Below are 25,355 nucleotides of genomic sequence, written 5' to 3'. Positions count from 1 at the left end.
CTTATCTGTTTAATGCATTATATATTAAATCAAAATCGATAACCTTAAAATCATAAAGAACATTTTCCGGCCATTCCCTTGGCGGTTTATTCTTTATTAAATTTTCTGCTGTTTCTATACTTTTCTCTATATACATTAACGAGTCAACATCTAACTCATCCGATTTTTTTAAACTTAAAGCTACACTTTTATAGGGTGTCTGATTAGGCTTTATACTACCCATTAGAGGATGGGTTAATAATTTATGATGTTTATGAATATAGTCCCTAACTTTATATAAAACATCTAAAAGCTTACCATCTACAAATTCTACTTGATGTTTGTCCTTAAATTTTTCTAAAGCCATATCATTATTCGTTACTATTATTACCTTTTCCATTTAAAATTACACCTCATAAAGTTAAAAACTTTAAATATTAAATAAAAAGAGGATGCAATGTTTGCCATTACATCCTCTGCTTGCCCAGAGTTCTGTCAGCAAATAGTTCTTTTGCCTGAGAGTATCATTAGGTTCGGCTAACCTAACTTACCCCTTCGGCGCCCATCAGGGTCTCTCCTACTTGCTTCATCCAGACATTATTTAACTTTCAATTATATTATATTACATATTAACATAAATTGCTATTGTTTTTTTCAATATTATTAATAAATTTAAATAATTTCCTGCAAATTTTTGTAAATATTACAAGAAAAATTACTATTTACTGAAAAAGCATATTCCAACAACACCCGGTCCTGAGTAAGTAGCTATAACAGTCCCTGCTATAAAATTAAGTATCTTTTCAATATTGTATCTTTCTTTTACCATCGTTCCTAATTGTTCTCTTTCTTCAAAATATGAAACCGTTCCAACAGCTATAGGCTTAGAAGTATCAACATCCATTTCTTCTAAATATTCTGTAAGTCTTTCTATAGCCCTCTTTAGTCCCCTAACTTTATCATATACATATAATTTACCATCCTCCATATGGATTATAGGTTTAATATTTAATATTTTTGCAATTGTTGCCTGAGCACCAGATAATCTCCCACCTTTTTTAATATATTCAAGATCATCAACAGCAAAGGCTACTCTTACTTTTTTGCTATATTCCTTCAAAGTATCCACAACTTCTTTTATAGCTTTGCCTTGTTTTAATAATTCAATAGCTAAAAGAACTAAAAGTCCTGTTCCAAAACTTACAACCTTTGAATCGATAATGTGAATCTTATCCGTATTTAACATTTCTTTTGCTATATTTGCTGATTGAAAAGTTCCACTAACACCAGAGGACAAATGAATTGAAATGATTTCTTTTCCTTCATCAATTAATTTTTTATATACATCGTAAAATTCCTTTGGGTTAACTTGGGATGTTTTAGGCAATTCATCAGATTCATCTAAAAAGCTTATTAACTCATCGATGGATAAATCCACTCCATCTTTATAAGACATACCTTTGTAAGTTACAGTTAAAGGGGCAACTACAACTCCATGTTTTTCAATTATATCCTTAGAAAGGTCTGCTGTGCTATCTGTTACAATTACTATATTTTCCATAGAAACCTCCTTGTTTATTTCATATTTGGAAAGCCAATTTGCCTTAACGCTTCGAACATGATAATAGCTGCTGAATTTGACAAGTTCAAGGATCTATCGGTAGTCTCAACCATTGGGATCCTTATAAGGTTTTCCTTTAAAAGATCCCTTATGTAATCAGGAACACCTGAGGATTCCCTTCCAAAAATAATAAAATCTCCTACATTATATTGAACATCAGTATATAATTTTTTCCCTCGGGTTGTCGATAAAAACATTCTTTTACCTTTATGTTTTTCATAGAATTCTTCAAAACTTTCATAATAATGCACATCTAAATCTTTCCAATAATCCATTCCGGCTCTTTTTAAGTATTTATCTGTAAGCAGAAATCCTAATGGTTTTATTAAATGAAGTGAAGAATTTGTTAAAACACAAGTTCTTCCAATATTGCCTGTATTCTGAGGAATCTCAGGCTGATATAAAACTATATTTAAATTCAATATTATCCCTCCTGAATTCTTTTAATCTTATTTTAACAATCATTTAAAATTTATTCAAGCAGAGTTATCATAAATAAAAGGCATCCATAGCGGATGCCAAATAATTATTTAATAATATGCTTTTCATTCCAAATTTCCTCTGCAACCCTTGCCCATTCATTTGCATAATACATTAGCTTTTCCGATAACTCATCTACTGTTTCATCATCGTTTAATTGTGTTGAATATGCATTAGTTTCATGAACCATTTCCTTTAAGGCTTCTGGATTATCAATTAACGGACAGGGCCTTAATTGATTTTCATTAAATGGCTGTCTCTTTCTATATGCCTTAAATAAAGGAGATTGTAACACTTCCAAAAGTGAGTGTTCTTTTATATTCATATTTGAATAATGGATAAAAGCACACGGTTCACAATCTCCATTTGCATTGATATGGAAATACCTTCTTCCACCTGCTATACACCCTCGTGAAAATTCGCCGTCATTCCAAAAATCCAGAACAAAAATAGGATCCTTTGCTCTTATTTCATTAATTCTTTTATACATATATTTTCTTTGCTCAGGAGTTGCCATAAAGTTAACATCACTGTCTTTTCCAACAGGGACATAAGTAAAATACCAGCCGAATCTACAACCCTTTTCAATCATAAGATCTATATATTCTTGTGATGCAACAGCTTCCGTATTGTATCTGTGATAAGTAGTAGAGAAGCCAAAAACACAACCTGCTTCTTTTAATATATCCATTGCCTTCATAACTGCTTTAAAAGTTCCCTTTCCACGTCTCATATCAGTTTCTTCTTCAAAACCCTCTATACTAAAGGCTACTGCAAAGTTTCCTACCCTTTGCATTTCCTTAGCAAATTCTTCATCTATTAATGTTCCATTTGTAAAGGATAAAAATGCACAATCATCGTGCTTTTCACATAATTTTATTATATCATTCTTTCTAATTAAAGGTTCTCCACCTGAGAAAATATACATATAGATTCCAAGCTGTTTTCCTTCAGTTACAATTCTATCAAGAGTTTCAAAGTCTAAGTTCCATGTTTTATACATTCCAGCCCAGCATCCTATACAATTAAGATTACATGCTGACGTTGGATCCATCAAAATAGCCCATGGAATGTTACAATCATATTTCTTCTCATTTTCAAGCTGCATAGGAATGCCAAAGAAAGTTGCATTTAAAAAGTAATTTATACCGATTTTTTCTCTAACATTAGGATGCGTCTCTGTTAAGAGCTTGTAAGTATACTTATACCAATTGCTATCTTTGTCATCAAGATATTTTTTTATGGATGCTATATATTTTTTATCCTGTTCCCTTATTACTATCTTTTCTGCCCAATTGATTAGCTTAGGAAGATTCTTCTCAGGTTCTTTCAAAACATACTTTACAACTTCCTTTATTGCTGCCTCTCCTAATCTTGTCTTAGCCAAATTCATTGTAAAACCCCCTTTTCCCTTACTATTAAATACTTATTACAAATGATTAAAAAAAATTCCATATTTAATTATACACCTATTTGTTAAAATTGTATTTTTTTAGCAGTTAAATTAACATAAAAAATAGCACAACTAATTGTGCTATTTTAAAAATCTACTAATTATCTTATTTCTATGGATTTTTACTGCCTTCTGAGGGCATAACTCATGGCAACAAAAACATCTTATACAGGTTTTATAATCAACATGTGGTTTGTTATTCACCATTTTAATGGACTTTGGTGGGCACACATCATGGCATCTGTTGCATCCTATACAAACATCATATTGAAAAACTGGTCTTGGTGAAAGATAATAGGTTAAGAATTCCTCAACTCTTTTAGGAACTCTTCCTCTAAAAAAGTTAACGCTTTTTGTATTTGGGAGCTTATATTTTAATATAAAATTATTTATATTTTCACCTTCAAATTCTATGTCATCTATCCTCCCTGTGCATAAATTCCTTTCAATAGCCCTTTGAACTGTCGGAACATCTTCAGGATTTATTCCCATAACATAAGAACCAGCAACATCTAAATAATATGGATTAAAGGATGCCAATATAAGACCAGTTTTTTTAGGCACTCCTGCAGTTGGTCCATCCCCCTCCATTCCAACAATACCATCGATTATAGAAAAATGAGGCTTTACTGTCTCACAAATATCTACAAGCAAATTTGAAAAGTCTTTTATATCTGGCATTTTTAAATGATATTCTGCTTTATAAATTCCGGGTATCATCCCAAATAAAACTTTTACAGCACCTGTATATAATGCCATCCCATGAGTTTTTAACTTCGAAATGGTTATAATTTTATCGCATTCAAAGGGTGGTTTAATCATGTTTAATTTTTTTATCATACAATTTTCAGGAGTTAAAAAATCTTCTGTTCGGCAGTCATAATTTAATTTTGAACCGGAATTTTTAGCTGCCTCTTCAATGCCACAAACTTTATAAAGGGATTTCAAAACCTTTTCGTTATATGGTCCTCCTGGACTATCCCCGATTATAACATCGCAGCCATAATCCACTAATTTTTTTGCCACAGCTTCAACTACCATAGGATGGGTTGTTGCGGCATCATCTGGATGTTTTTTCATAACAAGATTAATCTTTAAAAAAACTTTATCATTTTTATTTACAACTTTGCCTATCCCACCAGCCATATCAAAAATTTTATCAATTGCACTATAAACCTCTTCTCTATTATAATTTTCACACTTTGATAAAAATACCTTTTCCATAATGACCCCCTTATAATATATAATTTTCAATAAATTTTGCTATACCATCATTGTCATTAGAATCTATTATCAAATCTGCAATATTCTTTAATTCTTCGGTTGCATTACCCATAGCAATCCCAAGCCCTGCGTATTCTACCATTGATATATCGTTTTCATTATCACCAATACAGATTACTTCATCGCTTTTTAAATTATAATAATCAGCTAGTATTTTAACAGCATTACCCTTTGATGTGTTCTCCGCCATAATTTCAAAATTATTATCAAAAGAAGAAAAAACAGAAACATCCATGTTGTTTTTTATATGTTCTTTAAGTTTAAAAAGTTTATCCAATTCATCTGACATAACAACGATTTTAAGAATGTCATTTTCTTGGATTACATCATATAAATCTTTAACTATTTCAACTTTAACCCTTTCATTCTCCGGAATTTGCTGATTCCATAAGGTATAATTTTTTGATGAATAAATTAATTTTGTAGAGTAAATGGTATCTTCAGTAAAGACATGAGGAATAAATCCTTCATTTTCTGCAAGCTTAATTATTTCCTTTGCCTTTTCCTTTTGTAAGCATTTTTTATATATAATTCTATCTTCATCCTTTTCTCTAATATAGGCACCATTTGAAGCAATAATAGGAGCTTTAGTCCCAATTAGCTTTGCATAAAATAAAGCCGAAGTAAAAATTCTTCCTGTGCATACTACAAGCTTAATACCTTTTTGGTCAGCCTTTTTTAAAGCCATCTTAGTGCGTTCTGTTATCTCCTTATTACTATTTAACAATGTCCCATCCATATCCATTGCAATCATCTTATATCTCATTTTATTGCCTCCTCAGTCAATATATTCCACCTCGAATCTTTTAATGAATCTATCTAATATTTTAACAAATTTATTTGAAAATAATATGCTAAATATTATGTTGCCAATAGCATGCATAGAATCAAATACTAAGCTGCTTGCTACACCAAGTAAAACCGCATTAATGGTTAATGGGCGAATAAACCCCACAACAAACCACATATCCAATATTATTCCATAAATAAACCCCCACAAGCCACAAAAAATCGTAAATATTACTATGTTGTAGTTACTTATAAGTTTTCTTAAAACTCCAAAAAATACTCCGCACAACCCCCATCCAAGCATTTGCCATAAAGTCCATGGACCATGCCCTAAAAAAAAGTTTGATATAAAAGCAGATAATACACCTACAATAAATCCCTCAACGGAACCTAAAGTATAGCCCGACACTGCCACAATAAAAGTAGTAGGTTGAACATTAGGAACACCCGCAAAGGGAATTCTAAAAACACCTCCCATTGCAGCCATAGTTGATATTACTGCTAATTTTTTTGAATCTATGCCCTTAAATTCAAACAATAAGAAAAAGTAAATAATAATTAAAACAGCCGATATTGTTATCATAGAATTTAAACCGATATTAAAATAAGTCAAAATTATAATTAAAGCTATAAAAATAACAAAAAATAGTCCATTTATTAACTTTTTCATATTATCACCATCAATAATTAGTTATCCTTTTTAGTATTTCTATGCCTTCCTTTGAATTAACGACTTTTATTTTATCTTTAAAAATTCTTGAAATCTGTGGAGAATAATATATAGCATCGCAAAGTATATCTAAGGTTTTCCCATGAGCAACAATTTCACCTTGGTGCATTATCATAGTTGAATCGCAAAAATCACCAACAAAATCACTGTCATGGGTTATTATTATAACTGATTTACCTAAAGAGGCATATTCCTTTATAAAATTTCCTATTTCTATTTTATGATAAATATCTATTCCTCTGGTTGGTTCATCTAAGATTAAAATATCCGGTTTTGTTACAACAGTGCATGCTATAGCAAGCCTTTGCTTCTGCCCTCCGCTTAAATCCCGAGGATTTTTATCCATTATTCCATATAAATCAAATTTTTTCAATAATTCTATTACTTTTTCCCTATCAAAGTCACCAATATTTCTCAAACTATAAGAAGCTTCATCAAACACTGTATCTCTGCCAAAATAAAGTGTTGGATTTTGGGCCAAGTATCCGATGCTTTTTACTCTTTCAACATCATTTAATCTTTCTATTTCCTTACCATTTAAAATGATTTTACCTTTAAATTTCTTTATTAACCCAACTAATATTTTTGATAAAGTTGTTTTCCCTGCTCCATTATGCCCCATTATACCTAATACTTCACCTTTATGTAGATTAAAATTTATATTTTTTAGGATAGGTCTATTTGGACTATACTCAAAATATAAATCCTCTACCTTTAAAATTTCATCTTTAAAACTTTTTATATTACTGTCTCTTTTATTAGGGACATTTTTATTAGCTATTATTTTTTTGGCTTCTTTTATATTTAACGGAACAGCTTTAAAACCAGCTTCTTTAAAAATAATCGACACTTTAGGCAAAAAATTAATTTTCTCTATATAAATATTAATTTCATCTTTGCCAATCTCATTAATTATTCTTCCATCTTGCATAATCAATATTTTGTCAGCCATATCAAAGCTTTTATCCAGCCTTTGTTCAACTAAAATTATTGTCTTACCCATATCCTTATTTAATTTGTTTATAGCATTTAAAATTTCATCAGCAGAAATTGGATCAAGTTGAGATGTTGGTTCGTCTAATAAAATCACCTCTGGATCCATGGCTACTACTGAAGCTATTTCTACCTTTTGCCTTTCCCCACCTGAAATATTATTTATTGATTTTTCCTTTATAAAGTCCAAATTAAATAGGTTACTAACCTCTGCTATATTTTTTTTCATGCGTGTTATGTCCATATTCAAATTTTCCATTCCAAAAGCTATTTCTCTTTCTATCGTGTTATAAACGCTTTGTTTCTCTGGATCTTGAAAAATGAATCCAACAGTTTCAAATAGCTCTTTTTTTGATATATCTTTTATATTCTTATTTTTTACAAGGACTTGCCCCTTAATCTTCCCCCCATAAAAATTTGGAATAAGCCCATTTATTGTTCTTAATATCGTTGACTTACCACATCCTGAAGGCCCTACAATCAATACAAAATCCCCTTCATTTATAGTCAAATTTATATTTTCAAGGGCCGGTCTTGAAGTTTCGGGATAATAATAAGTAAGATCCTTAATTTTTATCATTTCCATTAATCCACCACCAATTTACAAATACTATTGAATAAAAAACAAATAAAATTATTATTTCATATACTGTAATTTTTTTTAAAGGACTATCGATTTGGGGAAAAAATTTAAAAGAATTTAAACCTAATATTAACTGCCCTATTAAGAATCCAATTGAAATAGTGCACATTAAAATTATAACATAATCTCTAAAATTGAAATTTTGATTTTTAAAACTACTTCTTTTTGTTGAACCATATCCTCTTGAATACATCGCCTCTGCCAATTCTATCGAGTCCTCAAGGGAAGATAAAAACAAAATATTTACTACTTCACCATAGGATTTTATTCGTTTATAAAGATTTCCTTCAAATGTATTTCCCCTAATAAACTCAATTTCTTTAATATTATTTATTTGATTTATTAAACTAAAGCTCAGTCTATACACTAGGCTCATGACCAGTGAAGATTTACCAAATATTTTTGATATGATACTAAAGGCATCATCTGGATTTATTATTAAATTTCCAAAAGCAAATGTCATCATTATTGCAATAAGTCTTGATGCCATAAACAAGGAATAATAAAAAGATTCTAAAGTTATGTAAAAGTCCCCGATAATAAATATCTGTGTCTCTCCATTCTTGTTTATCAATAAATTAAAAATAATAATTATAAGTGCAATAAAAACTGAAAACCTAAAAAAAGCAAAAACTTCTTTATGTATCTCGTTAACTTTAGCAAGTAAAATTAGTGAAATTAAAATAATCGCCAAAATTAAAATATTATTTATCATAAGAAATGCTATAATATAAGTCAAAATTAAAATTATATTTGTTAATGTATTAAATCTTTGAATGAATTTATCCCTTGAAAAATTCAACATAGTTATCACCTTTTAAATAAGATGGGTGGAAAAACCACCCATCATTTAATTTCAATATATTTGCTTTCACTTCTAATATACATCGGCTTACCGTCGATATTTTTTTCTGCATAAACTTTATATATCCCTGCTTGATCTAAAACTATAGTTGCTATTCCCTCCTCATTTGTGTTAATCCTATTTTCTCCAAAGCAAACTATAGCATCCTTTACAGCACTACCATTCGATGTCACTTTGACTTGGACTTGTGAGTTTAATTTTATATCGCCAAGAATTTCTATACTTAGTGGTTTTATTCCCCAATCTCCATAATAAACTAATATATTATCATTATCTTTTATTTCATAATCCGCCATTCCTGAATTTGGTTCAGCATAATTTACCATATACATCCAGCCATCCCATCCGCCAAAGGATCCACTTTTTATTTCTGCTATTTCATTTATAAATGGTGCCCCATAATCATAATTTACACTAAAACTAATATTGTTTTCTATTAATGCCCTAACTAAAGCAGCATAGGCAGATGGCTTTTCTGTGACATAGCTTTTCCCTTGAAGGTCATAAACTATTTTATTACCAGTTCTTACTTTAGCATCAAGTATGGTTTTATCGGGTGCCTCAACTCTAACTTTTGTTGTGAAACTTTTTTCTACCGGTTCAAAATTTCCTAAAACAACTTTTAACACTTTACCGTCCTTCTTTAATATTAACCTATAGTTTAAATTATTTAAATTAAAATTCTTAGAAAATTTAATTATGCCGTTGTTGCTTTTAGCAATAAGTAAATTCTTTTCACCATTTAATAAAATATTTGCTTCATCGTAATAGTTAGATTTTACAATTAAATCAAGTTGTTTAACATCCTTAAAATAAGAAGAATATAGAATATTAAAGCTAGAACTTTCTTCTCTATTTATAGCCTTATAGTAATTACCCCTCATACAAATAATATTTTTATATGCATTTTTCTTATTTACATAGCTTAATAAACTTCTTACAACTTGATTTGTAGCTATATCATCGACTTTCCCACTTTTAATATGTTTAAAACCACCAGTCTTATCCTTGTATAACAGCAATTCATTTATTATGTTTCTATTGTTAATGATATATTTTGACAAATCATCCCCTGATGATACAGCCGCCTGAAGGATCCACGCAATCGTTTCTGCAGTTTGTTGCTCTTTAGGCAATTTCTTTAAGTTATTTTTTAAATAGTTTAAAGCCTTATTAACAGATGCTGAATTTTTATTTCTGCCTGCCATTGTCAATGCTGTGATAGCCATTGCAGTAATATCTAAATCGCTTTTTCCTGAAATGACTAATGGAAATCCTCCGTCCTTATTTTGATTTTTTTCCAAATATGAAATTGCAGCGCTCCTATTGTAGCTCTCCTTTATAGTTTCTAAAGCAATAATGCTCCATATATGACCATTTAAAAAATTTTCGTTTGTTCCATTGATCATATCCTTAAATTTGCCATTAGAAAGTTGTGAGGATTTTAAAATTTCAACTAAATCTATTCCATTAAAATTTCTAGGATCATATCCTGAGGCAGTTATAGTTAAAATATGTTTTGCATAGCTTGTTGTCCAATTATATGAGAGCTCTTTTAATATATCGCTGCTTTTTAAATCGATATATCTTTTACCGTTAAATTTGATGTTATCTAATTTGTATCCTGCCATTGCAAGTGCAATTGCATCCCAGTCTTGTATGCCTTTTGTTTTTGTTTTTGTTAGTAGGTATTTCAAAGAAGAATTTAGAGCAGTCTTGGCATTGTTAAAGTTACTTTTAGAACTTGCAAGCGCATTGAAGTTTAAAGATATCATAAAAACTATAATCAATAATAAGCTTAATAATCTCTTTCCTAAATTTTTCACTTTAAAATCCCCCTTTTACGGTGTTAAATCTTTTATAGTCCATCCCTTATAATCAAAATTTAATATATTCCCATCTTTTAAGATGATATCCTTTGCGCCCACCTTTGTTTTTTTGCCATTCAAATAAATGAACCAGTCGTAGCCTAAAATACCTTTTTGAATATCTTCTTGTGTAAGTTCATTTTGAGGAATGGAGGCAATCCCATTGATTTCCTTAATAAAACCTCCAACTTCATACACCTTTGCATTTTCTTTTAATATTTGTAGAGCGTTTTTGGATGATAAGGTTTTTACCGTTTTATCAAATATTATTTCATTACCATTTTCTTTTGATATAATCAGTCTAATATTGATCTCCTTATTTTGAACTTTTTTAGTAGTAGCTTGTAATTCTTTTTTTGTATCCTGAGTTTCTTTGCTGCTTTTGTTAAATTCTTTAACAGGTAAGTTATTAGGGTCTTTGTTAGCTACATTTAACTTCTCATTGCTTTGTTGTATTGATGTTGAACTAATATTTTGTTTTGAGGTATCAATATTTTGACTTTTTACACTAGCACATGATATAAATAATAAAAGGATTAAAATTATACTTAACAGCTTTTTCATAAATTCACCCCCTTTCTTCATCAGAGGGAAAACAAAAAAGCCCGGAAAGGGCTTATTAACATAAGCTTTCCCTTCCCTCCGAAGGTTTTGCTCCTAATATACAGGCAGGTTTCCTGGCTCGTGGATCATCTTACTCCCTGGCCTTCCCAATCAGGTGACTTTTCAGGTTTCATACCCACTTACAGTAGCGGGGGCTGCAGCGGATTTTCACCGCTTTCCCTTTTAACCCTTGTAGGGCACCTGTATATTTATTAAGTTTTATAGTATTAATTATATCACTAGATACAATTAATAACAATATTCATTTAATTCTGCTAGCGTTATAAATCTTATAAATTTTGCCTTTCTTAGTTGACACTTATCTAATATCTTAAAATTATATTTTTCAATAGAATCCTTCATATCCTCTAAAGTTACAAATACTGCTCTTTTTGCTAATCTTGCAGTATGTTTAATTATATCCTCTTGTATTTTTTTAGTAGTTACCGATAAGACACCATACGGTAGATCAACTATAGCTGCGTCAAAATGTTCATTTATATCTTTAATATCACTTCTTTTTATAGCAACAGGATAATTAAAGAAATTAAGATTTTCTCTTGCTCCCTTTACAACTTTATAATTTATATCATAGCCTTTAATATCTATTCCCATCGACAATGCCTCTAAAACCACTGTCCCAATTCCGCAACAGGGATCAACTACTTTTAAATTTAGATTTTTGCCAACTGCTATATTAACCAATGCTCTTGAAACCCTTGAAGTTAAAGAATTACAATATTGAACTGGTTTTTTATCATGTATATGCCAAACACCTTCATTTCTAAGCAATTGTCCTACTATCCATTTATTCTCAAAATCTATAACGCCGACTTTAATTAAGGGATCATGAATAGCTACTTTGCCTTTAATAGCACTACCAATAATGCTTTCGACAAAATGCTTTTTATTTAAATCCATTCTTTCAAATAAACTTATATATTGAACCTTATAATTATCATAACTTAGCTCCATAGTTTTAATTTTTTCAGCTAAGTTTTTGATGTCACAATCCTCAGCATCAATTTTAATACTATATTTAACATAGGGACTTCTATTTACATCTACATAATCTTCATAAAAAAAATATTTTTCCTTTAAATCTATTCCAAAAAGATGTCTAATTTCCATTTTGCAAAGTTCCTTTTCTCCATCCGGAAAGTTAACATAGTAAAAATACATATCTTCACCAACCCTAAATTATTTATAAAAACAAATCCACCTTAAAGGTGGATAATGTGGTGCGGGCGAAGGGACTTGAACCCATACGCTCAAAGGCCCTAGATCCTGAATCTAGTGCGTCTGCCAGTTCCGCCACGCCCGCATATTTCTAATAAAATTCTATCATCATTTATTTTAATTGTCTATATATTTAATCATTGTGATTGAACCTCCCACGACTAAAGTCGCGGGATTCCTGCTTCATCGACCTCGTAACCTACTATCTCCACAGGCGTTAATTCGGGTAGTCCCTACCCTACTGTTTTTACTTATGCTATACCTAATATCCTCTTTCCTTCTTTTAATATATTTTTACTTGCATTTACATCTCTATCGTGGACTGTCCTACATATTGGACATTCCCACTCCCTTACGTTTAAGTCTTTTACTTCTTCATTTCTTGTTAAACAGCACATTATTCCATCTAAAAATCAATTACATCTTCTACTTTCTCCTCTAAAGTATTTTGGGATATGACTTTTTTTGTTCCAATTCTAACCTTCCCCTTTGCTGGCTTATAGTAATCCTTAGATAACAACTCTTTTTTTATTAAAATACCATCTTTATATATTTTTCTATAAGTTACAGACTTTACCCCATCGATTGGCTTTGCTTCAACTATCTTTTGGCCCTCAGGCAATGTTGGATCTTTTATATATTCTGTAGTTGTTGGAATTCTTTCTATTATTTCACTTTCTATTACTACTTTTATATTTGGGTTTTCATTAGCCCCATAAAAAATTACATTTACATAAGAGTTAGATACCCATGCCTTTATATATATAGGTGCATTACTGGTATTCTTAAACTTAAAATCTATTGAAGTGCCTGAAATAGTAGCATCGCGCCCTGGAGGAACATAGGAAACTTTAAGCCCATGGGGGCGTCTCTCAATTATATCGAAATTAGCTAATAATGCTGCATTGTAAACTGTTGTAGTAACCTGACATATACCACCTGCAAGTCCAGGAACCAATGTCCCATTTATTATCACTGGAGCTTCTTTGTATCCTTTTGAAGCTACCCTTGGGCCTAAAACCTTATTCATTGAAAAAATTTCGCCAGGCATAACCACAGTGCCGTCCAAACTTTGAGCAGCTATTTTTAAATTACCAGTTCTATTAACATCTGAAGGATTGAATTTTGTTGAAAAAACTGATATCTTTTCTTTTATTTTTTCTAAATCTGAAGATTTTATCTTAGCTTGAACTTTTAAAGTTGGAATATGAATTTCTTTGTTTTCTTTATTTTGAATAGCATCTACTATGAGGCTTTTTAAATTTTCTTCATCAACTTTAATGCCATTTTCTTCTTTTGTAATAACAAAATTCTGACCTACTAACTTAATTGTTGCATCTTTAAAGGGCTTATTTATTTCTCGGGAAATCTTTTGAACAATTTTGTCTACGTTAGTTTTATCATAACTTAAATCTAATGTAATATTTACACTTGAATTTAACAATTTGATTCTTTCGATAGTTTGTCTAAAAATATTACCTTCTTTTCCAATTAATAAAGCCTTATCCACAGCTTCTTCGATATTATATCTTACATTTAAATCCTTAAAGGTTGTTTTGAATATCCTATCTTGATAAGTAAATTTAATAGTTTTTTCTTGTAATGGCTTATTAAATTTTTCATCTAAAAGACCTATTGCTTCCTCCTTTGTCATTTCACCAACATTTTCATTGTTAATATAAATGCCTTTAAATATTTTATTGTTATTAGCACTTGTTTTTAAAAAAGCCGACACAGCTGGAACAGAAATTAAAATCAAGATAAATACAATAAGTGCTGCCTTAGCGCCTTTATTCATAAAAGATCCTCCTAAGAAATTTTTAAGCTAAATTAGTTTATTCTACAAAAAAGATAATTTTCCTTCTAAATTAAAAATATATTTTTTATTTATTTTCTGCGAAATATTTACAAAAATCTCTTAATTTACACAAGTCACATTTAGGGTTCCTAGCAGTGCAAATTTTTCTTCCATGCCAGATAAGCCAATGGTGTGCTCTAGACCAATAACTCTTTGGGATATTCTCCATTAGTTGTTTTTCCGTCTGCAAAACATCTTTAGCATTTGCAAGGCCTAATCTGTTTGCTACTCTAAACACATGTGTATCAACAGCAATTGCATCCTTCCCAAAGGCATTTGAAAGGACAACATTAGCAGTTTTTCTCCCAACCCCAGGCAGTTTTATTAAATCTTCCATTTTATTGGGAACATTTCCATTAAACTGTTCAACTATAATTTTACTAGCTTCAATAATATTTTTTGCCTTTGTCTTATAAAGTCCACATATTTTTATATAACCTTCTAATTCCTGTGGAGTTAATTTTGCAATATCATGGGGTTTATTATAATCCTTAAAAAGCTCAGCTGTAGCTTTATTAACAGTTTCATCAGTAGTTTGTGCCGATAGTATTGTAGCTATTAGAAGTTCGTAGGGTGTTGTATAATTCAAAGCACATCCCAAATTTCCATATTCCTGTTCTAATATTTTAATTATATCCAAAGAATTATTCATATTTTCACCCCTAAATAATAATATAAAAAGGGCTTAAAGCCCTTTTATATTATACCCATTCTCTTTCCTACCTTTTCATAAATAGCAACTGCTTCATCGAGCATATCCTTAGTATGTGCTGCAGTAACAATATTTCTAACCCTTGCTTTTCCTCTTGGAACTGTAGGATAAGCAATACCTTGAGCAAAAAGTCCTTCTTTAAATAATTCATCGCTAAATTGCATTGCCTTTGCTTCATCACCAATTATTACTGGTGTAATTGGTGTCTCGCTCTTTCCTAAGTCAAATCCTAATGCAGAAAGCTTTTCTTTAAAGTATTTTGCATTATCCCAAAGTCTATCAACAAGCTCACTGCTTTCTGATAAAATTTCGATTGCTTTTAATGCAGCAGCTGCTGCCCCTGGAGTCATTGCAGTTGAGAAAAGGAATGGTCTTCCTCTATGTTTTAACCAATCAATTAATTCCTTTGATCCTGCAACGTATCCGCCAACAACTCCTATCGCCTTTGATAAAGTTCCAACCTGAACATCAACCCTTCCATATAACCCAAAGTGTGAAATAGAACCGCTACCATTCTTTCCTAATACACCTGAAGCATGAGCATCATCTACATAAACAAAGGCATCAAATTCTTCAGCGATTTCAACTATTTCAGGTAGCCTTGCTATATCTCCATCCATAGAGAATACTCCGTCAGTTACAATCATAAATTTCTTATACTGGCCACTTTCATAGGCTTCCTTTAAAGTTTTTCTTAAATCATCCATATCGTTATGTTTATATCTTAGAATTTTAGCTCCTGATAATCTACAACCATCTATAATGCTTGCGTGATTTAGTTCGTCGGATAGAATTGCATCCTCTTTTGTCATTAGAGCACTAACTGTTCCCATATTGCAGTTAAATCCTGATTGAAATACTATAACTCCTTCAGTTTTTTTGAATTTTGCAAGTTTTTCTTCAAGTTCTTCATGAATATCTAAAGTTCCTACAATCGTTCTTACTGCGCCAGCTCCTGCACCATATTTTTCAGTAGCCTTGATTGCAGCTTCTATTAATCTTGGATCATTTGCAAAACCTAAGTAATTGTTAGAAGATAAATTTATTACTTCCTTTCCATTGATAATACACTTAGGGCCTGTTGGGCCTGTAACAACAGGAAGTTTCCTATAAACCCCCTGAGCCTTTAATTCCTCCAAATTTTTAACTAAAAAATCATGTAGAGTTTTGCTACCCATTTTTACACCTCCAAATTATATTCATATCCTAGATTTATTTTACAATATTTCTATATTAATGTCTATTATTTCTGCCCTTCCATCCTGCTCAATTTGTCTAAAAATTGAATTTAAAGTTGCATCTACTACTTTCTTATCGCTGCCTACAGTTGCAATACCCAATTCGCATAGTTGCCATTTATCATTTTCTCCAACTTCTGCTACCGAAGCATTGTGCTGCATTATTTTGGATATTAAGCTCTTTACTATTTGTCTTTTTTCCTTTAAAGAATGTGGTGTAAAAAATTTTAATTTAATATTTGCAATTCCAACTATCATTTATAAACTCCCCTATACTCATCTGGTAATAGTTCAGCTATCTTTTTCATTAAATAATTTAAACAATAATTATCATATTCTTCTTTATTCATTCCTTCAATTTTTTCTGGTAAGCTAAAAGCTTTTCCTATATTTACAGTAACATCAGCCTTAAAAAATCTTTCCTTCCCCATATCATCGTCATTAATAGGCATAAGCTTTTCTGTTCCATAAAGTCCAATCGGAACTATTGGAACATTACACCTTCGTGAAATTAAAATAATTCCTTTTTTACCTTCTATCATTTTTCCAGTTCTTGAACGTGTTCCTTCAGGAAATATCATCAGAGAATGTCCTTCTTTAATAACATTTATACTTTTTTTAATCGCCTCAATATCAGCTGAATTTGGATGGATTGTAATAGTGTTTACCGCTTCAATACCTATTCTACTTAATGCTTTAGACTGTAGCTTAACTCCAGCAACAAAATAAGGATCAAAATCCTTTAATACTTTATTTAATATAAGTCCATCAGAATTGCTTAAATGATTCGCTATAAAAATGACTGGTGATTTTAAACTAGCGAGATTTTCATAATTTTTAACTTCAATATGAGCATATTTGTTTAGAGTATAGTCAACAATTTTTTTACAAATAGGTTTATAAATACTTTCAGGTAAAGCAAATAAAACCTTGCCTAAAATGTCTTTTAACATTATATCATCCCTTCGTAATAATTCTTCTTTAGTCTAATAATTACAATATAACATTTATTAAGAAGGATAAGATGCTAATAACGATATAACCTATTATTGCAGAGCCAAGGCCGCTTACAATAAAACCTGTTGTAAACATAGAAACCAGCATTAATAATATACCGTTAATTACTAAGGTAAAAAGTCCTAAAGTAACAACGTTAATAGGTAAAGATAAAATTAACAAAACAGGTTTTATTAAAGCATTTGCTAATCCCAAAACAATTGCTGCAACAATTGCAGTCCCAAAGCTGTTTATGTGTATGCCTTCAACTAAATTTGCAGTTAAATAAATAGCCGTTGCGTTTATTAATGTCTTAGCTAAAAAACCTTTGTCATCTCTCTTTGACACTAATATCCCCCCATCCTTTTTAAATAATATTCTACATAATATGAAAAATAATCATCGTTAATTAAAGATTTTATTTTAGCTTGACCTTCATTAGTTCTACTATTAGCTAAGGCAATAATAAGGTTTCTTTGTAGTATTTTTTTGCCTCTCCAGCCACCAGAAGTTTTTTGATATGTTTCTTTAAACCTTTTATTTGACATATTTAAAAAGTCTTCTGCTACTACATTTATATTCCACTCTTCAGGCATAAAATCCTTTATGTTCGAATAAAATACATTTTTATTTAAGGGGCAAACATCCTGACAGGTATCACATCCATAAATTCTATTGCCCATTTTGGCCATTTCTTCATAAGTTAGTCCATCTTTTTTCTGGGTAATATAGGATAAACATTTTTTAGAATTTACATAATAAGGTCTTTCAATTGCTCCTGTTGGACAGGCCTTCATGCAAATCTCACAATCACCACATTTCGATTTAATTGGAATGTCAGGTTCAATATAAATGTCTGTAACCAACTCCCCTAAAAAGACGAAGGAACCATATTTCTCAGTGTATATATTTGTGTTTTTTCCGTAAAACCCTATTCCACTCATATATGCAATTTCTCTATCATGTAAGGGCCCTATATCACAAAAGTAGAAGGAATTAGCATTAAACTCTTCTTTTAAATATATTTGTATTTTATTTAATTTATTATATAAAACTTTATGATAATCTAATCCCAATGATGATTTTGAAAAAAATGGTTTATTATAATCGATCTCCATCGTTCTATAGGGAACAGCTATTGATATAAAGGATTTAGCATTTTCCATAATATTCTTTACATCTATTCTTTTATATTCATCTTCCTCCTCAAACCCTGACAAATGTCCATTTAACCTTTTTTCTCTTAATCTATTAACAAACTCATCCTTAAAATTTATACTTGAAAACCCAATGTATTCAATGCCAATATGTTTTGCATAATTTATTATTTTTTCCTTTATCATCATTTCACCCCAGGGTTTTAAACTTTTAGGACTTATTATTAGTATAAATTGTTTTTTAAAATTCCACAATAATAAATAGAAAATAATATGGAGGGATAACAATGAGAAGAAAGGTAGCCGTTGAAAGAAATCTGCAAAACGTAAGACAATACTTTGAAAGCCAAGGATATAAAGTTGACATATTTGATGGTCCTCAAATTTATAACATTAAAGGGAATAATAACTATGATGCAATAATCGTAGCAGGAGGAAATAAGGATTTTCTTGGCATTCAAGATGCTGAAAGTAAAGCCCCTGTTATCGATGCAACTGGCATGACAGCACAAGACATATATAATCGCGTTACCAAATTAGAATTTTAAAACCCAGGTGAAACCTGGGTTTTAAATCCATAATCCATATATAACATTATTTAAATTTTCTTTATCCTTTATCGATTCATAATCTATTTTAACTACTTTACCTGGGATTCCAACCACTGTCCCATAGGGAGGGACATCCTTTAGAACAACTGAATTGGCACCAATTTTAGCATTATTCCCTATTTTTATCGGTCCTAATATCTTAGCTCCTGCTCCAATTACCACATTATCTCCAACGGTCGGATGACGTTTAACGTTCTTTTCCTTTCCTGTTCCACCAAGGGTTACACCGTGAAAAATAGTTACATTGTTCCCTATCTCGGCCGTTTCTCCTATAACAACTCCCATCCCGTGATCTATAAAAAGACCTTTGCCTATTTTAGCACCTGGATGTATTTCTATACCCGTTCTATGCCTTGCAAATTGAGATATCCATCTTGCTATCACAAAGTGTTTTCTGACATAAAACCAATGGGCAATTCTATGATAAATTAATGCGTGTAACCCCGGATATAAAAGAATAACTTCCAAAAGACTTTTCGCAGCCGGATCCTTCTTTAATATATTTTTTGCCTCTTCAATAATCATTTTAAACATACTAATCACTCCTCAAAAAGGTCTGTTGATAAATACCTTTCACCTGTATCAGGTGCTACTGTAACTATCCTTTTTCCCTTTCCTAAGTCCATTGCCTTACTTAATGCAACAAAAATTGCTGCGCCAGATGATATTCCAACTAATATCCCTTCTTTTTTTGCTAATTTTCTTGATGTTTGAAAAGCTTGTTCTGCTGTAACAGTTATAACTTCATCGATTACATCTTTATCAAGAATGTCAGGGATAAACCCTGCGCCTATACCTTGAATTTTATGAGGGCCTGGTTGACCTCCAGATAGAACTGGAGAATCTTTAGGTTCTACAGCAACAATCTTTATATTAGGAATTTCTCTTTTTAAAATTCTACCTACCCCAGTTATGGTTCCTCCTGTTCCAACACCGGCAATAAACATATCTATTTTACCTTCCGTTTGCTTTAGTATTTCTTGTGCTGTTGTTTTCATGTGAATTTGAGGATTGGCTATATTCTTAAATTGCTGCGGCATAAAATATCCATTTTCCTTTGCTAATCTATCAGCTTCCTCAACAGCACCCCTCATACCCTTTTTACCATCAGTTAAAACAAGCTCAGCACCATAGGCCTTCATGAGTTTTCTTCTTTCAATACTCATAGTTTCTGGCATAACTAAAATAACTTTATACCCTTTTGCAGCACCAACCATTGCAAGTCCTATACCTGTGTTTCCGCTTGTCGGTTCAATAATTGTGTCTCCAGGTTTTATTAATTCCATCTCCTCTGCTTTTTCAATCATAGATAAAGCTATTCTGTCCTTAACACTTGATCCCGGATTAAAGGACTCTAATTTCACTAGCACCTCAGCCATTCCTTCATCAGTCAATCTATTTAATTTAATCATTGGTGTGTTTCCAATCAATTCATAAATGTTGTTAAAAATCATATATTCTCCCTCCAATTATATTTATTTTTTCCCTGTGCACAGGAAAATTAAAAAACTATATAAAAAAGCCTTCACCTCTTGTTCAGAGGCGAAGGCTTAATCTCCGCGGTTCCACTCTGATTGGGACAATAATCCCATCTCTATCCGGCACCATCATGCCGTCCCACTATAACGGGTGGACCCGTCTCAGCCTACTGAATTTCAGCCTAACGCTCACAGGTGCACTTCAGCTATACTTTTGTGTAGGACTCTTCCAGCCAAGGAGCCCCTCTCTGGCCACTCCATATAGCCTACTTTCCCTGATCACAGCGTTTAATTCCGATTAATTTACTCTGATTTTATTATATGATTTTTAATTAACCTTGTCAACAATCTAATGTTAAATATTTGTTAACTATCACTTACAAAAAACATGCTTACCTATTACCTTTATTACAGGTCTTGACCATATCCATTTATTAGTTGTTTTCTCAGGATTGTAATAAAATAGCGCTCCCCCTGATGGATCCCAACCATTGAGAGCATCTACTGCAGCTTTTTTGGCGCTATCAACCGCAGGAAGATTAATCTGTCCATCATCTACTGCAGTAAATGCACCTGGCTGATAAATAACTCCTGGTATTGTTGATGGAAATCTTGGATCTCTAACTCTATTCATTACAACTCCCCCAACAGCAACCTGGCCTACATAAGGCTCTCCCCTTGCTTCACCTGAAATAAGTCTTGATAATAACTCTTGATTTTGTGAACCGTTGTATCCCCTTTGGGCACTGCCTACATTAATTCCTAATGCTGCCAAGGTTTTAGGTCCCACAATCCCATCAGGATAAAGACCGTTTTTCCTTTGAAACTCCTTTACTGCAGTATAAGTAAGATATCCATAAATTCCATCAACGTTACCCTTATAATAACCCCAATTTTTAAGTCTTCTTTGTATTTCAATAACGGTTTCACCTCTTGATCCCCAACTATATGTAGCTGCATTAATTATATTAATATAAATTATAGAAAATAAAATAACAGTAATAATAAACCATGTCACAAATACAATTTTTTTCACAGCAACACCTCCCATTATATTTTTTGTTAAATTAAAGATTTAATACCTTTTTATTTGACTATTTCAAATTAAAATAATATATTATTATTCAGTAAAGAATTTATTGAGGTGATGCTCTTGGACTTTTTACCCATTACTAAAGAAGATATGAAAAAAAGAGGTTGGGATGAGCTTGATTTTATATTCGTAACAGGTGATGCTTATGTTGATCATCCTTCCTTTGGCCATGCAATAGTAACTAGACTTTTAGAAAGTTTAGGATTTAAAGTTGGAATAATATCACAGCCAAACTGGAAAACAGCTGAAGATTTTATTAAACTCGGTAAGCCTAAAATTGCTTTTTTAGTTTCATCAGGTAATATAGATTCTATGGTAAACCACTATACAGTAAATAAAAAAAGACGCAGTGAAGATGCATATTCACCAGGTGGTAAAGGCAATCTTAGACCAGATAGAGCAGTTATAGTTTATTGCAATAAAATAAGAGAAATTTTTAAAGATGTTCCTATAATAATCGGGGGTATTGAGGCAAGTCTTAGACGTTTTGCTCATTATGATTATTGGGATGATAAAGTTAGACGATCAATTTTATTAGATAGCAGTGCAGATCTTTTAGTTTATGGTATGGGGGAAAAGCAAATTATAGAGATAGCTAATCTAATATCCTATGGTAAAAAAATTACTGACCTTAATGATATTAATGGAACATGCTATATAACAAAGGACATTTCAAAGCTTATAAATTATATTGAAATTCCAAGTTATGAAGAAGTGGCAAAGGATAAGTTAAAATACGCAGCGGCTTTTAAGATTCAATACTTAGAACAGGATCCTATAAAGGGAAAAACATTAGTTCAAAAACATGGTAATGTCTACCTTGTTCAAAATCCTCCTGCTAAACCATTAACAGTAGAAGAAATGGATTTTATTTATTCTTTACCATATAAAAGAACATATCATCCTATATACAAAAAATATGGTGGTGTTCCTGCTTTAAAGGAAGTAGAATTTAGTGTAGTATCCCATAGGGGATGCTATGGCGGTTGTTCTTTTTGTGCACTGCATTTTCACCAGGGAAGAATAATTCAAAAAAGAAGCAGGGAATCGATCATAGATGAGGCTAAAAAGCTGACAAACATGCCAAACTTCAAAGGTTATATTCATGATATAGGAGGGCCAACGGCTAACTTTAGGAATCCTTCCTGCAAAGCTCAATTGGAACGAGGAATATGTAAAACTAGGCAATGCTTGCATCCTACCCCTTGCCCTAATCTTGAAGTTAGCCATGAAGAATATCTTGATATTCTTCGCCAAGTAAGAAACTTACCCAAGGTTAAAAAAGTTTTTATTAGATCAGGCATCAGGTATGATTATGTTCTTCTTGATAAAAGTGATAAGTTTTTAACTGAATTGATAAAAAATCATATTAGTGGGCAACTTAAAGTTGCTCCTGAACATGTGTGCGATAAAGTTTTAAAGGTTATGGGAAAACCTTCAAAAAAAGTCTATGATAAATTTGTAAAGAAATACTTTGAATATAATAAAAAATTCGGCCTAAAGCAATACTTGGTTCCTTACTTAATGTCAAGCCATCCTGGAAGCGATTTAAAGGCTGCAATAGAGCTTGCAGAATATATTAGGGACATGGGATATAATCCAGAACAAGTTCAGGATTTTTACCCTACACCCGGTAGTTTATCAACAACAATTTACTATACTGGGGTTAATCCCTTAACCGGTGAAAAGGTTTATGTTCCTAAAGATCCTGAAGAAAAGAAAATGCAAAGAGCCCTTTTACAATTTAGGGACCCTAAAAATTATGATTTGGTTTATAAAGCCCTTATTAAGGCAAAACGAACTGATCTTATAGGATATGACAAAAAGTGTTTGATTCCGCCAAAGAAAAAGGAGAGAAAATGACATGAAAATAAACATATGGGATATTCTTTTAATTTTAAAGAATAATCCTCAAATAGCATATATTTACGCCATTATTAATAGCTTTTTTCAAGTTTTTTTCCCTCCTTATCCTGGAGACACTATAATAGCCCTTTTGGGCTATTTATCTTATTTAAAAATAACCAAAGGAGGCGTGGTTCTATCTTTAATAATTCTTTCAACCTTTTTAAGTAGTTCTTTATTATTATATCTTAGCTATAATTTTTCAGCCTTAATTGAAAATTCCCTTTACTTTCAAAGATTTTTTAATCTAAGGCAACTTGAAAATTTTGAAAAATGGTATAAAAAAATAGGACCTTTTTTTATAGTTATAAGTAAATTTATCCCTGGGATAAATTCTATAGTAATAATTGCTTCAGGCCTATTTAAAATAGACATTAAATATTCTGTTATATCTATTGGAATTGCAACAATTATTCATAACTCAATGCTTTTTATTGCTGGTCGAATTGCAGGTGAAAATATTGACCTTTTAAAATCGCTTATAAAAGAATATACCAGTTATGTTTTATTAGGTATAATTTTAATTACTCTTTTATACTTCCTTTTAAAACGGTATATCAATAAGGAGTAAAAATACTTATTGTTTTATCAGAAACCCTAACATCTAAAGGAAAATTAGGGCCTCTTTCTCCATCAATATCCGTTTCTATATCATCTGAACACTCAATTTTAAAATTTTTGCCTCTTAAATAAATAATATTATTGCTATCTAGATGTTCTCCTTTGAGCATCTTAATAAATAAATTTAAAAGTTCAACTAAATTACATTGCTTTACAGCAATCAAATTTAAATACCCATCATTTGCAGTTGCGTCAGGAGCTAATTTAAAACCTCCTGCAGATGACCCGTTTAATATTACGAACAAAAATATTTTTTCTTCAATAATTTTATCTTCTGTAGTTATCTTTATTGGAATAGCTCTGAAATTAGGAAGCTGTTCAATTCCTTTTAAATAATATGCAACCTTTCCTAATGTATTTTTTAAGTTAATATCTATTTTTTGTGAAACATCCGTTAATAGTCCTGCTGCTGCAACATTTATAAAATACCTGTCATTAATTTTGCCAAGGTCAAACTTAGTTAAATTGCCTCTTACAATAGCTTCGCAGGCATCTGTAATTTTTCTTCCTATTCCAAGATGACTTGCAAAATCATTTGCCGTTCCTGATGGAATTATACCTAATGGCTTATTAATATTATGTTGTATCATTGCATTTATCACATGATTTATAGTGCCATCTCCTCCAGAAACTATTATAATATCATGTTCATTAGTAAATTTTATTCCTTCATAAATATTTTCTATAGATAAGGTTCTATATGGTGTAACAATATATCCGCCTAATTGCAATTTGTGAACTACCTGATCAATTTTTAATCTAAAGGATCTATTTCCTGAATACGGATTGTATATTAAGAAGGCTCTTTGCATTGTAATCCCCCCAATTTTTTTATTTTACTATAAAATAAGAGTTCCTGCAACAGCAGGAACCTTTTTAGATAGTGTCAAGATATTGTAGGTTAATTTTTATAGACAACCCCTTAAATTAGCTAGTTTCAAGGCGTTTGTTAAATTTAAAAAACTTAAATTATATTTTCATATTTTATTGATTTTAATATCCTGTAAATTGGCGTTACTTTCCCTATGTTCAATATCGTTATATTATTCATAACTTCACGTGAAGATTTATTTATCTTTCTTATCGCTTCTTTTATTTTCTTCTTACTTACCTTGAAGGCTTTTTCATCTTCCTTAAAC

General features: G+C 31.2%; 26 protein-coding genes, 1 tRNA gene, 1 pseudogene, 2 riboswitches and 1 other annotated feature. Of the genes and pseudogenes, 3 read left to right on the top strand and 25 right to left on the bottom strand.

Annotation, left to right across the window (positions count from 1 at the left end):
* Position 1 precedes the first annotated feature (1 nt).
* The 21 genes and pseudogenes from Q3V94_RS01970 to queG form a co-directional block, all read right to left on the bottom strand.
* Entirely contained in the window at positions 2 to 379 is a 378-nt protein-coding gene (locus Q3V94_RS01970) for a GrdX family protein (protein WP_008909697.1), read from the bottom strand.
* A gap of 93 nt (positions 380 to 472) precedes the next feature.
* Positions 473 to 569, bottom strand: a riboswitch (glycine riboswitch).
* 128 nt (positions 570 to 697) lie between these two features.
* A complete protein-coding gene (locus Q3V94_RS01965; protein ID WP_008909698.1) occupies positions 698 to 1,540 on the bottom strand; it encodes a DegV family protein in 843 nt (280 codons plus the stop codon).
* A 14-nt stretch (positions 1,541 to 1,554) separates the two neighbouring features.
* Positions 1,555 to 2,022: a tRNA (uridine(34)/cytosine(34)/5-carboxymethylaminomethyluridine(34)-2'-O)-methyltransferase TrmL gene (gene trmL, locus Q3V94_RS01960; protein ID WP_008909699.1), complete on the bottom strand. Its 468-nt coding sequence runs from the start codon at positions 2,020 to 2,022 to the stop codon at positions 1,555 to 1,557.
* Positions 2,023 to 2,126: 104 nt separating this feature from the next.
* Positions 2,127 to 3,473, bottom strand: a complete 1,347-nt coding sequence (locus tag Q3V94_RS01955) for a radical SAM protein (RefSeq protein ID WP_008909700.1) — start codon at positions 3,471 to 3,473, stop codon at positions 2,127 to 2,129.
* 141 nt (positions 3,474 to 3,614) lie between these two features.
* Positions 3,615 to 4,757: a DUF362 domain-containing protein gene (locus Q3V94_RS01950; RefSeq protein ID WP_303524841.1), complete on the bottom strand. Its 1,143-nt coding sequence runs from the start codon at positions 4,755 to 4,757 to the stop codon at positions 3,615 to 3,617.
* Between the two features lie 10 nt (positions 4,758 to 4,767).
* On the bottom strand, positions 4,768 to 5,583 hold the full coding sequence (locus Q3V94_RS01945; protein ID WP_008909703.1) for a Cof-type HAD-IIB family hydrolase: 816 nt from the start codon (positions 5,581 to 5,583) through the stop codon (positions 4,768 to 4,770).
* 12 nt (positions 5,584 to 5,595) lie between these two features.
* Entirely contained in the window at positions 5,596 to 6,276 is a 681-nt protein-coding gene (locus tag Q3V94_RS01940) for an ECF transporter S component (protein WP_303524840.1), read from the bottom strand.
* A gap of 10 nt (positions 6,277 to 6,286) precedes the next feature.
* Positions 6,287 to 7,915 (bottom strand): ABC transporter ATP-binding protein, encoded by a 1,629-nt coding sequence (locus Q3V94_RS01935; RefSeq protein ID WP_303524839.1) that lies wholly within the window; start codon positions 7,913 to 7,915, stop codon positions 6,287 to 6,289.
* Entirely contained in the window at positions 7,896 to 8,777 is an 882-nt protein-coding gene (locus Q3V94_RS01930; RefSeq protein WP_303524838.1) for an energy-coupling factor transporter transmembrane component T, read from the bottom strand. Before Q3V94_RS01930 ends, Q3V94_RS01935 begins: the two co-directional genes overlap by 20 nt.
* Before the next feature lie 41 nt (positions 8,778 to 8,818).
* Positions 8,819 to 10,663 (bottom strand): DUF4430 domain-containing protein, encoded by a 1,845-nt coding sequence (locus Q3V94_RS01925; RefSeq protein WP_303524836.1) that lies wholly within the window; start codon positions 10,661 to 10,663, stop codon positions 8,819 to 8,821.
* Positions 10,664 to 10,678: 15 nt separating this feature from the next.
* A complete protein-coding gene (locus Q3V94_RS01920) occupies positions 10,679 to 11,269 on the bottom strand; it encodes a DUF4430 domain-containing protein (protein WP_303524835.1) in 591 nt (196 codons plus the stop codon).
* Positions 11,270 to 11,354: 85 nt separating this feature from the next.
* Positions 11,355 to 11,528: riboswitch (cobalamin riboswitch) on the bottom strand.
* Between the two features lie 29 nt (positions 11,529 to 11,557).
* Positions 11,558 to 12,490, bottom strand: coding sequence for a TRM11 family methyltransferase (locus tag Q3V94_RS01915; RefSeq protein ID WP_303524832.1), 933 nt, complete (start codon positions 12,488 to 12,490; stop codon positions 11,558 to 11,560).
* 57 nt (positions 12,491 to 12,547) lie between these two features.
* Positions 12,548 to 12,632 (bottom strand) — tRNA-Leu (locus Q3V94_RS01910).
* 166 nt (positions 12,633 to 12,798) lie between these two features.
* Positions 12,799 to 12,930 (bottom strand): annotated as a pseudogene (locus tag Q3V94_RS01905) (zinc ribbon domain-containing protein); the annotation flags it as partial.
* A 23-nt stretch (positions 12,931 to 12,953) separates the two neighbouring features.
* The gene (locus Q3V94_RS01900; protein ID WP_303524830.1) at positions 12,954 to 14,345 is read right to left on the bottom strand and encodes a VanW family protein; all 1,392 of its coding nucleotides are present in this window, start codon (positions 14,343 to 14,345) and stop codon (positions 12,954 to 12,956) included.
* An 85-nt stretch (positions 14,346 to 14,430) separates the two neighbouring features.
* Positions 14,431 to 15,057, bottom strand: coding sequence for an endonuclease III (nth, locus tag Q3V94_RS01895; RefSeq protein WP_303524828.1), 627 nt, complete (start codon positions 15,055 to 15,057; stop codon positions 14,431 to 14,433).
* 44 nt (positions 15,058 to 15,101) lie between these two features.
* Complete coding sequence (locus Q3V94_RS01890; protein WP_303524827.1) at positions 15,102 to 16,295, bottom strand: glycine C-acetyltransferase; 1,194 nt, start codon at positions 16,293 to 16,295, stop codon at positions 15,102 to 15,104.
* A gap of 39 nt (positions 16,296 to 16,334) precedes the next feature.
* Entirely contained in the window at positions 16,335 to 16,613 is a 279-nt protein-coding gene (locus Q3V94_RS01885) for a DUF503 domain-containing protein (protein WP_008909713.1), read from the bottom strand.
* A complete protein-coding gene (locus Q3V94_RS01880; RefSeq protein WP_303524824.1) occupies positions 16,610 to 17,308 on the bottom strand; it encodes a 1-acyl-sn-glycerol-3-phosphate acyltransferase in 699 nt (232 codons plus the stop codon). Before Q3V94_RS01880 ends, Q3V94_RS01885 begins: the two co-directional genes overlap by 4 nt.
* Before the next feature lie 40 nt (positions 17,309 to 17,348).
* On the bottom strand, positions 17,349 to 17,699 hold the full coding sequence (locus tag Q3V94_RS01875) for a phage holin family protein (RefSeq protein ID WP_274767492.1): 351 nt from the start codon (positions 17,697 to 17,699) through the stop codon (positions 17,349 to 17,351).
* Positions 17,699 to 18,694 (bottom strand): tRNA epoxyqueuosine(34) reductase QueG, encoded by a 996-nt coding sequence (gene queG / locus Q3V94_RS01870; protein ID WP_303524821.1) that lies wholly within the window; start codon positions 18,692 to 18,694, stop codon positions 17,699 to 17,701. The genes Q3V94_RS01875 and queG overlap by 1 nt, the downstream gene beginning before the upstream one ends.
* 101 nt (positions 18,695 to 18,795) lie before the next feature.
* Here queG and Q3V94_RS01865 point away from each other — a divergent pair, with 101 nt between their 5' ends.
* Positions 18,796 to 19,056: a YkuS family protein gene (locus tag Q3V94_RS01865; protein ID WP_303524819.1), complete on the top strand. Its 261-nt coding sequence runs from the start codon at positions 18,796 to 18,798 to the stop codon at positions 19,054 to 19,056.
* Positions 19,057 to 19,077: 21 nt separating this feature from the next.
* On the opposite strand, the gene epsC is transcribed toward Q3V94_RS01865, so the two are convergent.
* The 3 genes from epsC to sleB form a co-directional block, all read right to left on the bottom strand.
* The gene (gene epsC, locus Q3V94_RS01860) at positions 19,078 to 19,653 is read right to left on the bottom strand and encodes a serine O-acetyltransferase EpsC (protein WP_008909718.1); all 576 of its coding nucleotides are present in this window, start codon (positions 19,651 to 19,653) and stop codon (positions 19,078 to 19,080) included.
* 5 nt (positions 19,654 to 19,658) lie between these two features.
* On the bottom strand, positions 19,659 to 20,573 hold the full coding sequence (gene cysK / locus Q3V94_RS01855) for a cysteine synthase A (RefSeq protein WP_303524816.1): 915 nt from the start codon (positions 20,571 to 20,573) through the stop codon (positions 19,659 to 19,661).
* Between the two features lie 81 nt (positions 20,574 to 20,654).
* Positions 20,655 to 20,889, bottom strand: a binding site (T-box leader).
* 81 nt (positions 20,890 to 20,970) lie between these two features.
* Entirely contained in the window at positions 20,971 to 21,633 is a 663-nt protein-coding gene (gene sleB, locus Q3V94_RS01850) for a spore cortex-lytic enzyme (protein WP_303524814.1), read from the bottom strand.
* Positions 21,634 to 21,741: 108 nt separating this feature from the next.
* On the opposite strand from sleB, the gene Q3V94_RS01845 reads away from it, so the two are divergent.
* Together Q3V94_RS01845 and Q3V94_RS01840 are read left to right on the top strand one after the other, a co-directional pair.
* Positions 21,742 to 23,553: a YgiQ family radical SAM protein gene (locus tag Q3V94_RS01845; RefSeq protein WP_303524812.1), complete on the top strand. Its 1,812-nt coding sequence runs from the start codon at positions 21,742 to 21,744 to the stop codon at positions 23,551 to 23,553.
* A gap of 1 nt (position 23,554) precedes the next feature.
* Positions 23,555 to 24,166 carry a DedA family protein gene (locus Q3V94_RS01840; RefSeq protein WP_303524810.1) on the top strand — a complete coding sequence of 204 codons (612 nt, stop codon included), beginning with the start codon at positions 23,555 to 23,557 and terminating at the stop codon, positions 24,164 to 24,166.
* Here Q3V94_RS01840 and Q3V94_RS01835 read toward each other — a convergent pair.
* Positions 24,153 to 25,028 carry a YegS/Rv2252/BmrU family lipid kinase gene (locus Q3V94_RS01835; protein WP_303524808.1) on the bottom strand — a complete coding sequence of 292 codons (876 nt, stop codon included), beginning with the start codon at positions 25,026 to 25,028 and terminating at the stop codon, positions 24,153 to 24,155. The two genes, Q3V94_RS01840 and Q3V94_RS01835, sit on opposite strands and share 14 nt — an antisense overlap.
* Between the last annotated feature and the right edge of the window lie 327 nt (positions 25,029 to 25,355).

The sequence above is a fragment of the Caloramator sp. CAR-1 genome (genome assembly GCF_030546345.1).
Classification (GTDB): Bacteria; Bacillota; Clostridia; order Clostridiales; family Caloramatoraceae; genus Caloramator; species Caloramator australicus.
Note: the sequence above shows the minus strand (reverse complement) of the source record. Positions and strands in the feature narration are given on the sequence as shown.

Excerpts from the sequence above, each read along its gene's own strand:
- Q3V94_RS01970 (WP_008909697.1), bottom strand. The coding sequence starts at position 379 with ATGGAAAAGGTAATAATAGTAACGAATAATGATATGGCTTTAGAAAAA.
- Q3V94_RS01965 (WP_008909698.1), bottom strand. The coding sequence starts at position 1,540 with ATGGAAAATATAGTAATTGTAACAGATAGCACAGCAGACCTTTCTAAG.
- Q3V94_RS01955 (WP_008909700.1), bottom strand. The coding sequence starts at position 3,473 with ATGAATTTGGCTAAGACAAGATTAGGAGAGGCAGCAATAAAGGAAGTT.
- Q3V94_RS01950 (WP_303524841.1), bottom strand. The coding sequence starts at position 4,757 with ATGGAAAAGGTATTTTTATCAAAGTGTGAAAATTATAATAGAGAAGAG.
- Q3V94_RS01945 (WP_008909703.1), bottom strand. The coding sequence starts at position 5,583 with ATGAGATATAAGATGATTGCAATGGATATGGATGGGACATTGTTAAAT.
- Q3V94_RS01940 (WP_303524840.1), bottom strand. The coding sequence starts at position 6,276 with ATGAAAAAGTTAATAAATGGACTATTTTTTGTTATTTTTATAGCTTTA.
- Q3V94_RS01935 (WP_303524839.1), bottom strand. The coding sequence starts at position 7,915 with ATGGAAATGATAAAAATTAAGGATCTTACTTATTATTATCCCGAAACT.
- Q3V94_RS01930 (WP_303524838.1), bottom strand. The coding sequence starts at position 8,777 with ATGTTGAATTTTTCAAGGGATAAATTCATTCAAAGATTTAATACATTA.
- Q3V94_RS01920 (WP_303524835.1), bottom strand. The coding sequence starts at position 11,269 with ATGAAAAAGCTGTTAAGTATAATTTTAATCCTTTTATTATTTATATCA.
- Q3V94_RS01915 (WP_303524832.1), bottom strand. The coding sequence starts at position 12,490 with ATGTATTTTTACTATGTTAACTTTCCGGATGGAGAAAAGGAACTTTGC.
- Q3V94_RS01900 (WP_303524830.1), bottom strand. The coding sequence starts at position 14,345 with ATGAATAAAGGCGCTAAGGCAGCACTTATTGTATTTATCTTGATTTTA.
- nth (WP_303524828.1), bottom strand. The coding sequence starts at position 15,057 with ATGAATAATTCTTTGGATATAATTAAAATATTAGAACAGGAATATGGA.
- Q3V94_RS01890 (WP_303524827.1), bottom strand. The coding sequence starts at position 16,295 with ATGGGTAGCAAAACTCTACATGATTTTTTAGTTAAAAATTTGGAGGAA.
- Q3V94_RS01885 (WP_008909713.1), bottom strand. The coding sequence starts at position 16,613 with ATGATAGTTGGAATTGCAAATATTAAATTAAAATTTTTTACACCACAT.
- Q3V94_RS01880 (WP_303524824.1), bottom strand. The coding sequence starts at position 17,308 with ATGTTAAAAGACATTTTAGGCAAGGTTTTATTTGCTTTACCTGAAAGT.
- queG (WP_303524821.1), bottom strand. The coding sequence starts at position 18,694 with ATGATAAAGGAAAAAATAATAAATTATGCAAAACATATTGGCATTGAA.
- Q3V94_RS01865 (WP_303524819.1), top strand. The coding sequence starts at position 18,796 with ATGAGAAGAAAGGTAGCCGTTGAAAGAAATCTGCAAAACGTAAGACAA.
- epsC (WP_008909718.1), bottom strand. The coding sequence starts at position 19,653 with ATGTTTAAAATGATTATTGAAGAGGCAAAAAATATATTAAAGAAGGAT.
- cysK (WP_303524816.1), bottom strand. The coding sequence starts at position 20,573 with ATGATTTTTAACAACATTTATGAATTGATTGGAAACACACCAATGATT.
- Q3V94_RS01840 (WP_303524810.1), top strand. The coding sequence starts at position 23,555 with ATGAAAATAAACATATGGGATATTCTTTTAATTTTAAAGAATAATCCT.
- Q3V94_RS01835 (WP_303524808.1), bottom strand. The coding sequence starts at position 25,028 with ATGCAAAGAGCCTTCTTAATATACAATCCGTATTCAGGAAATAGATCC.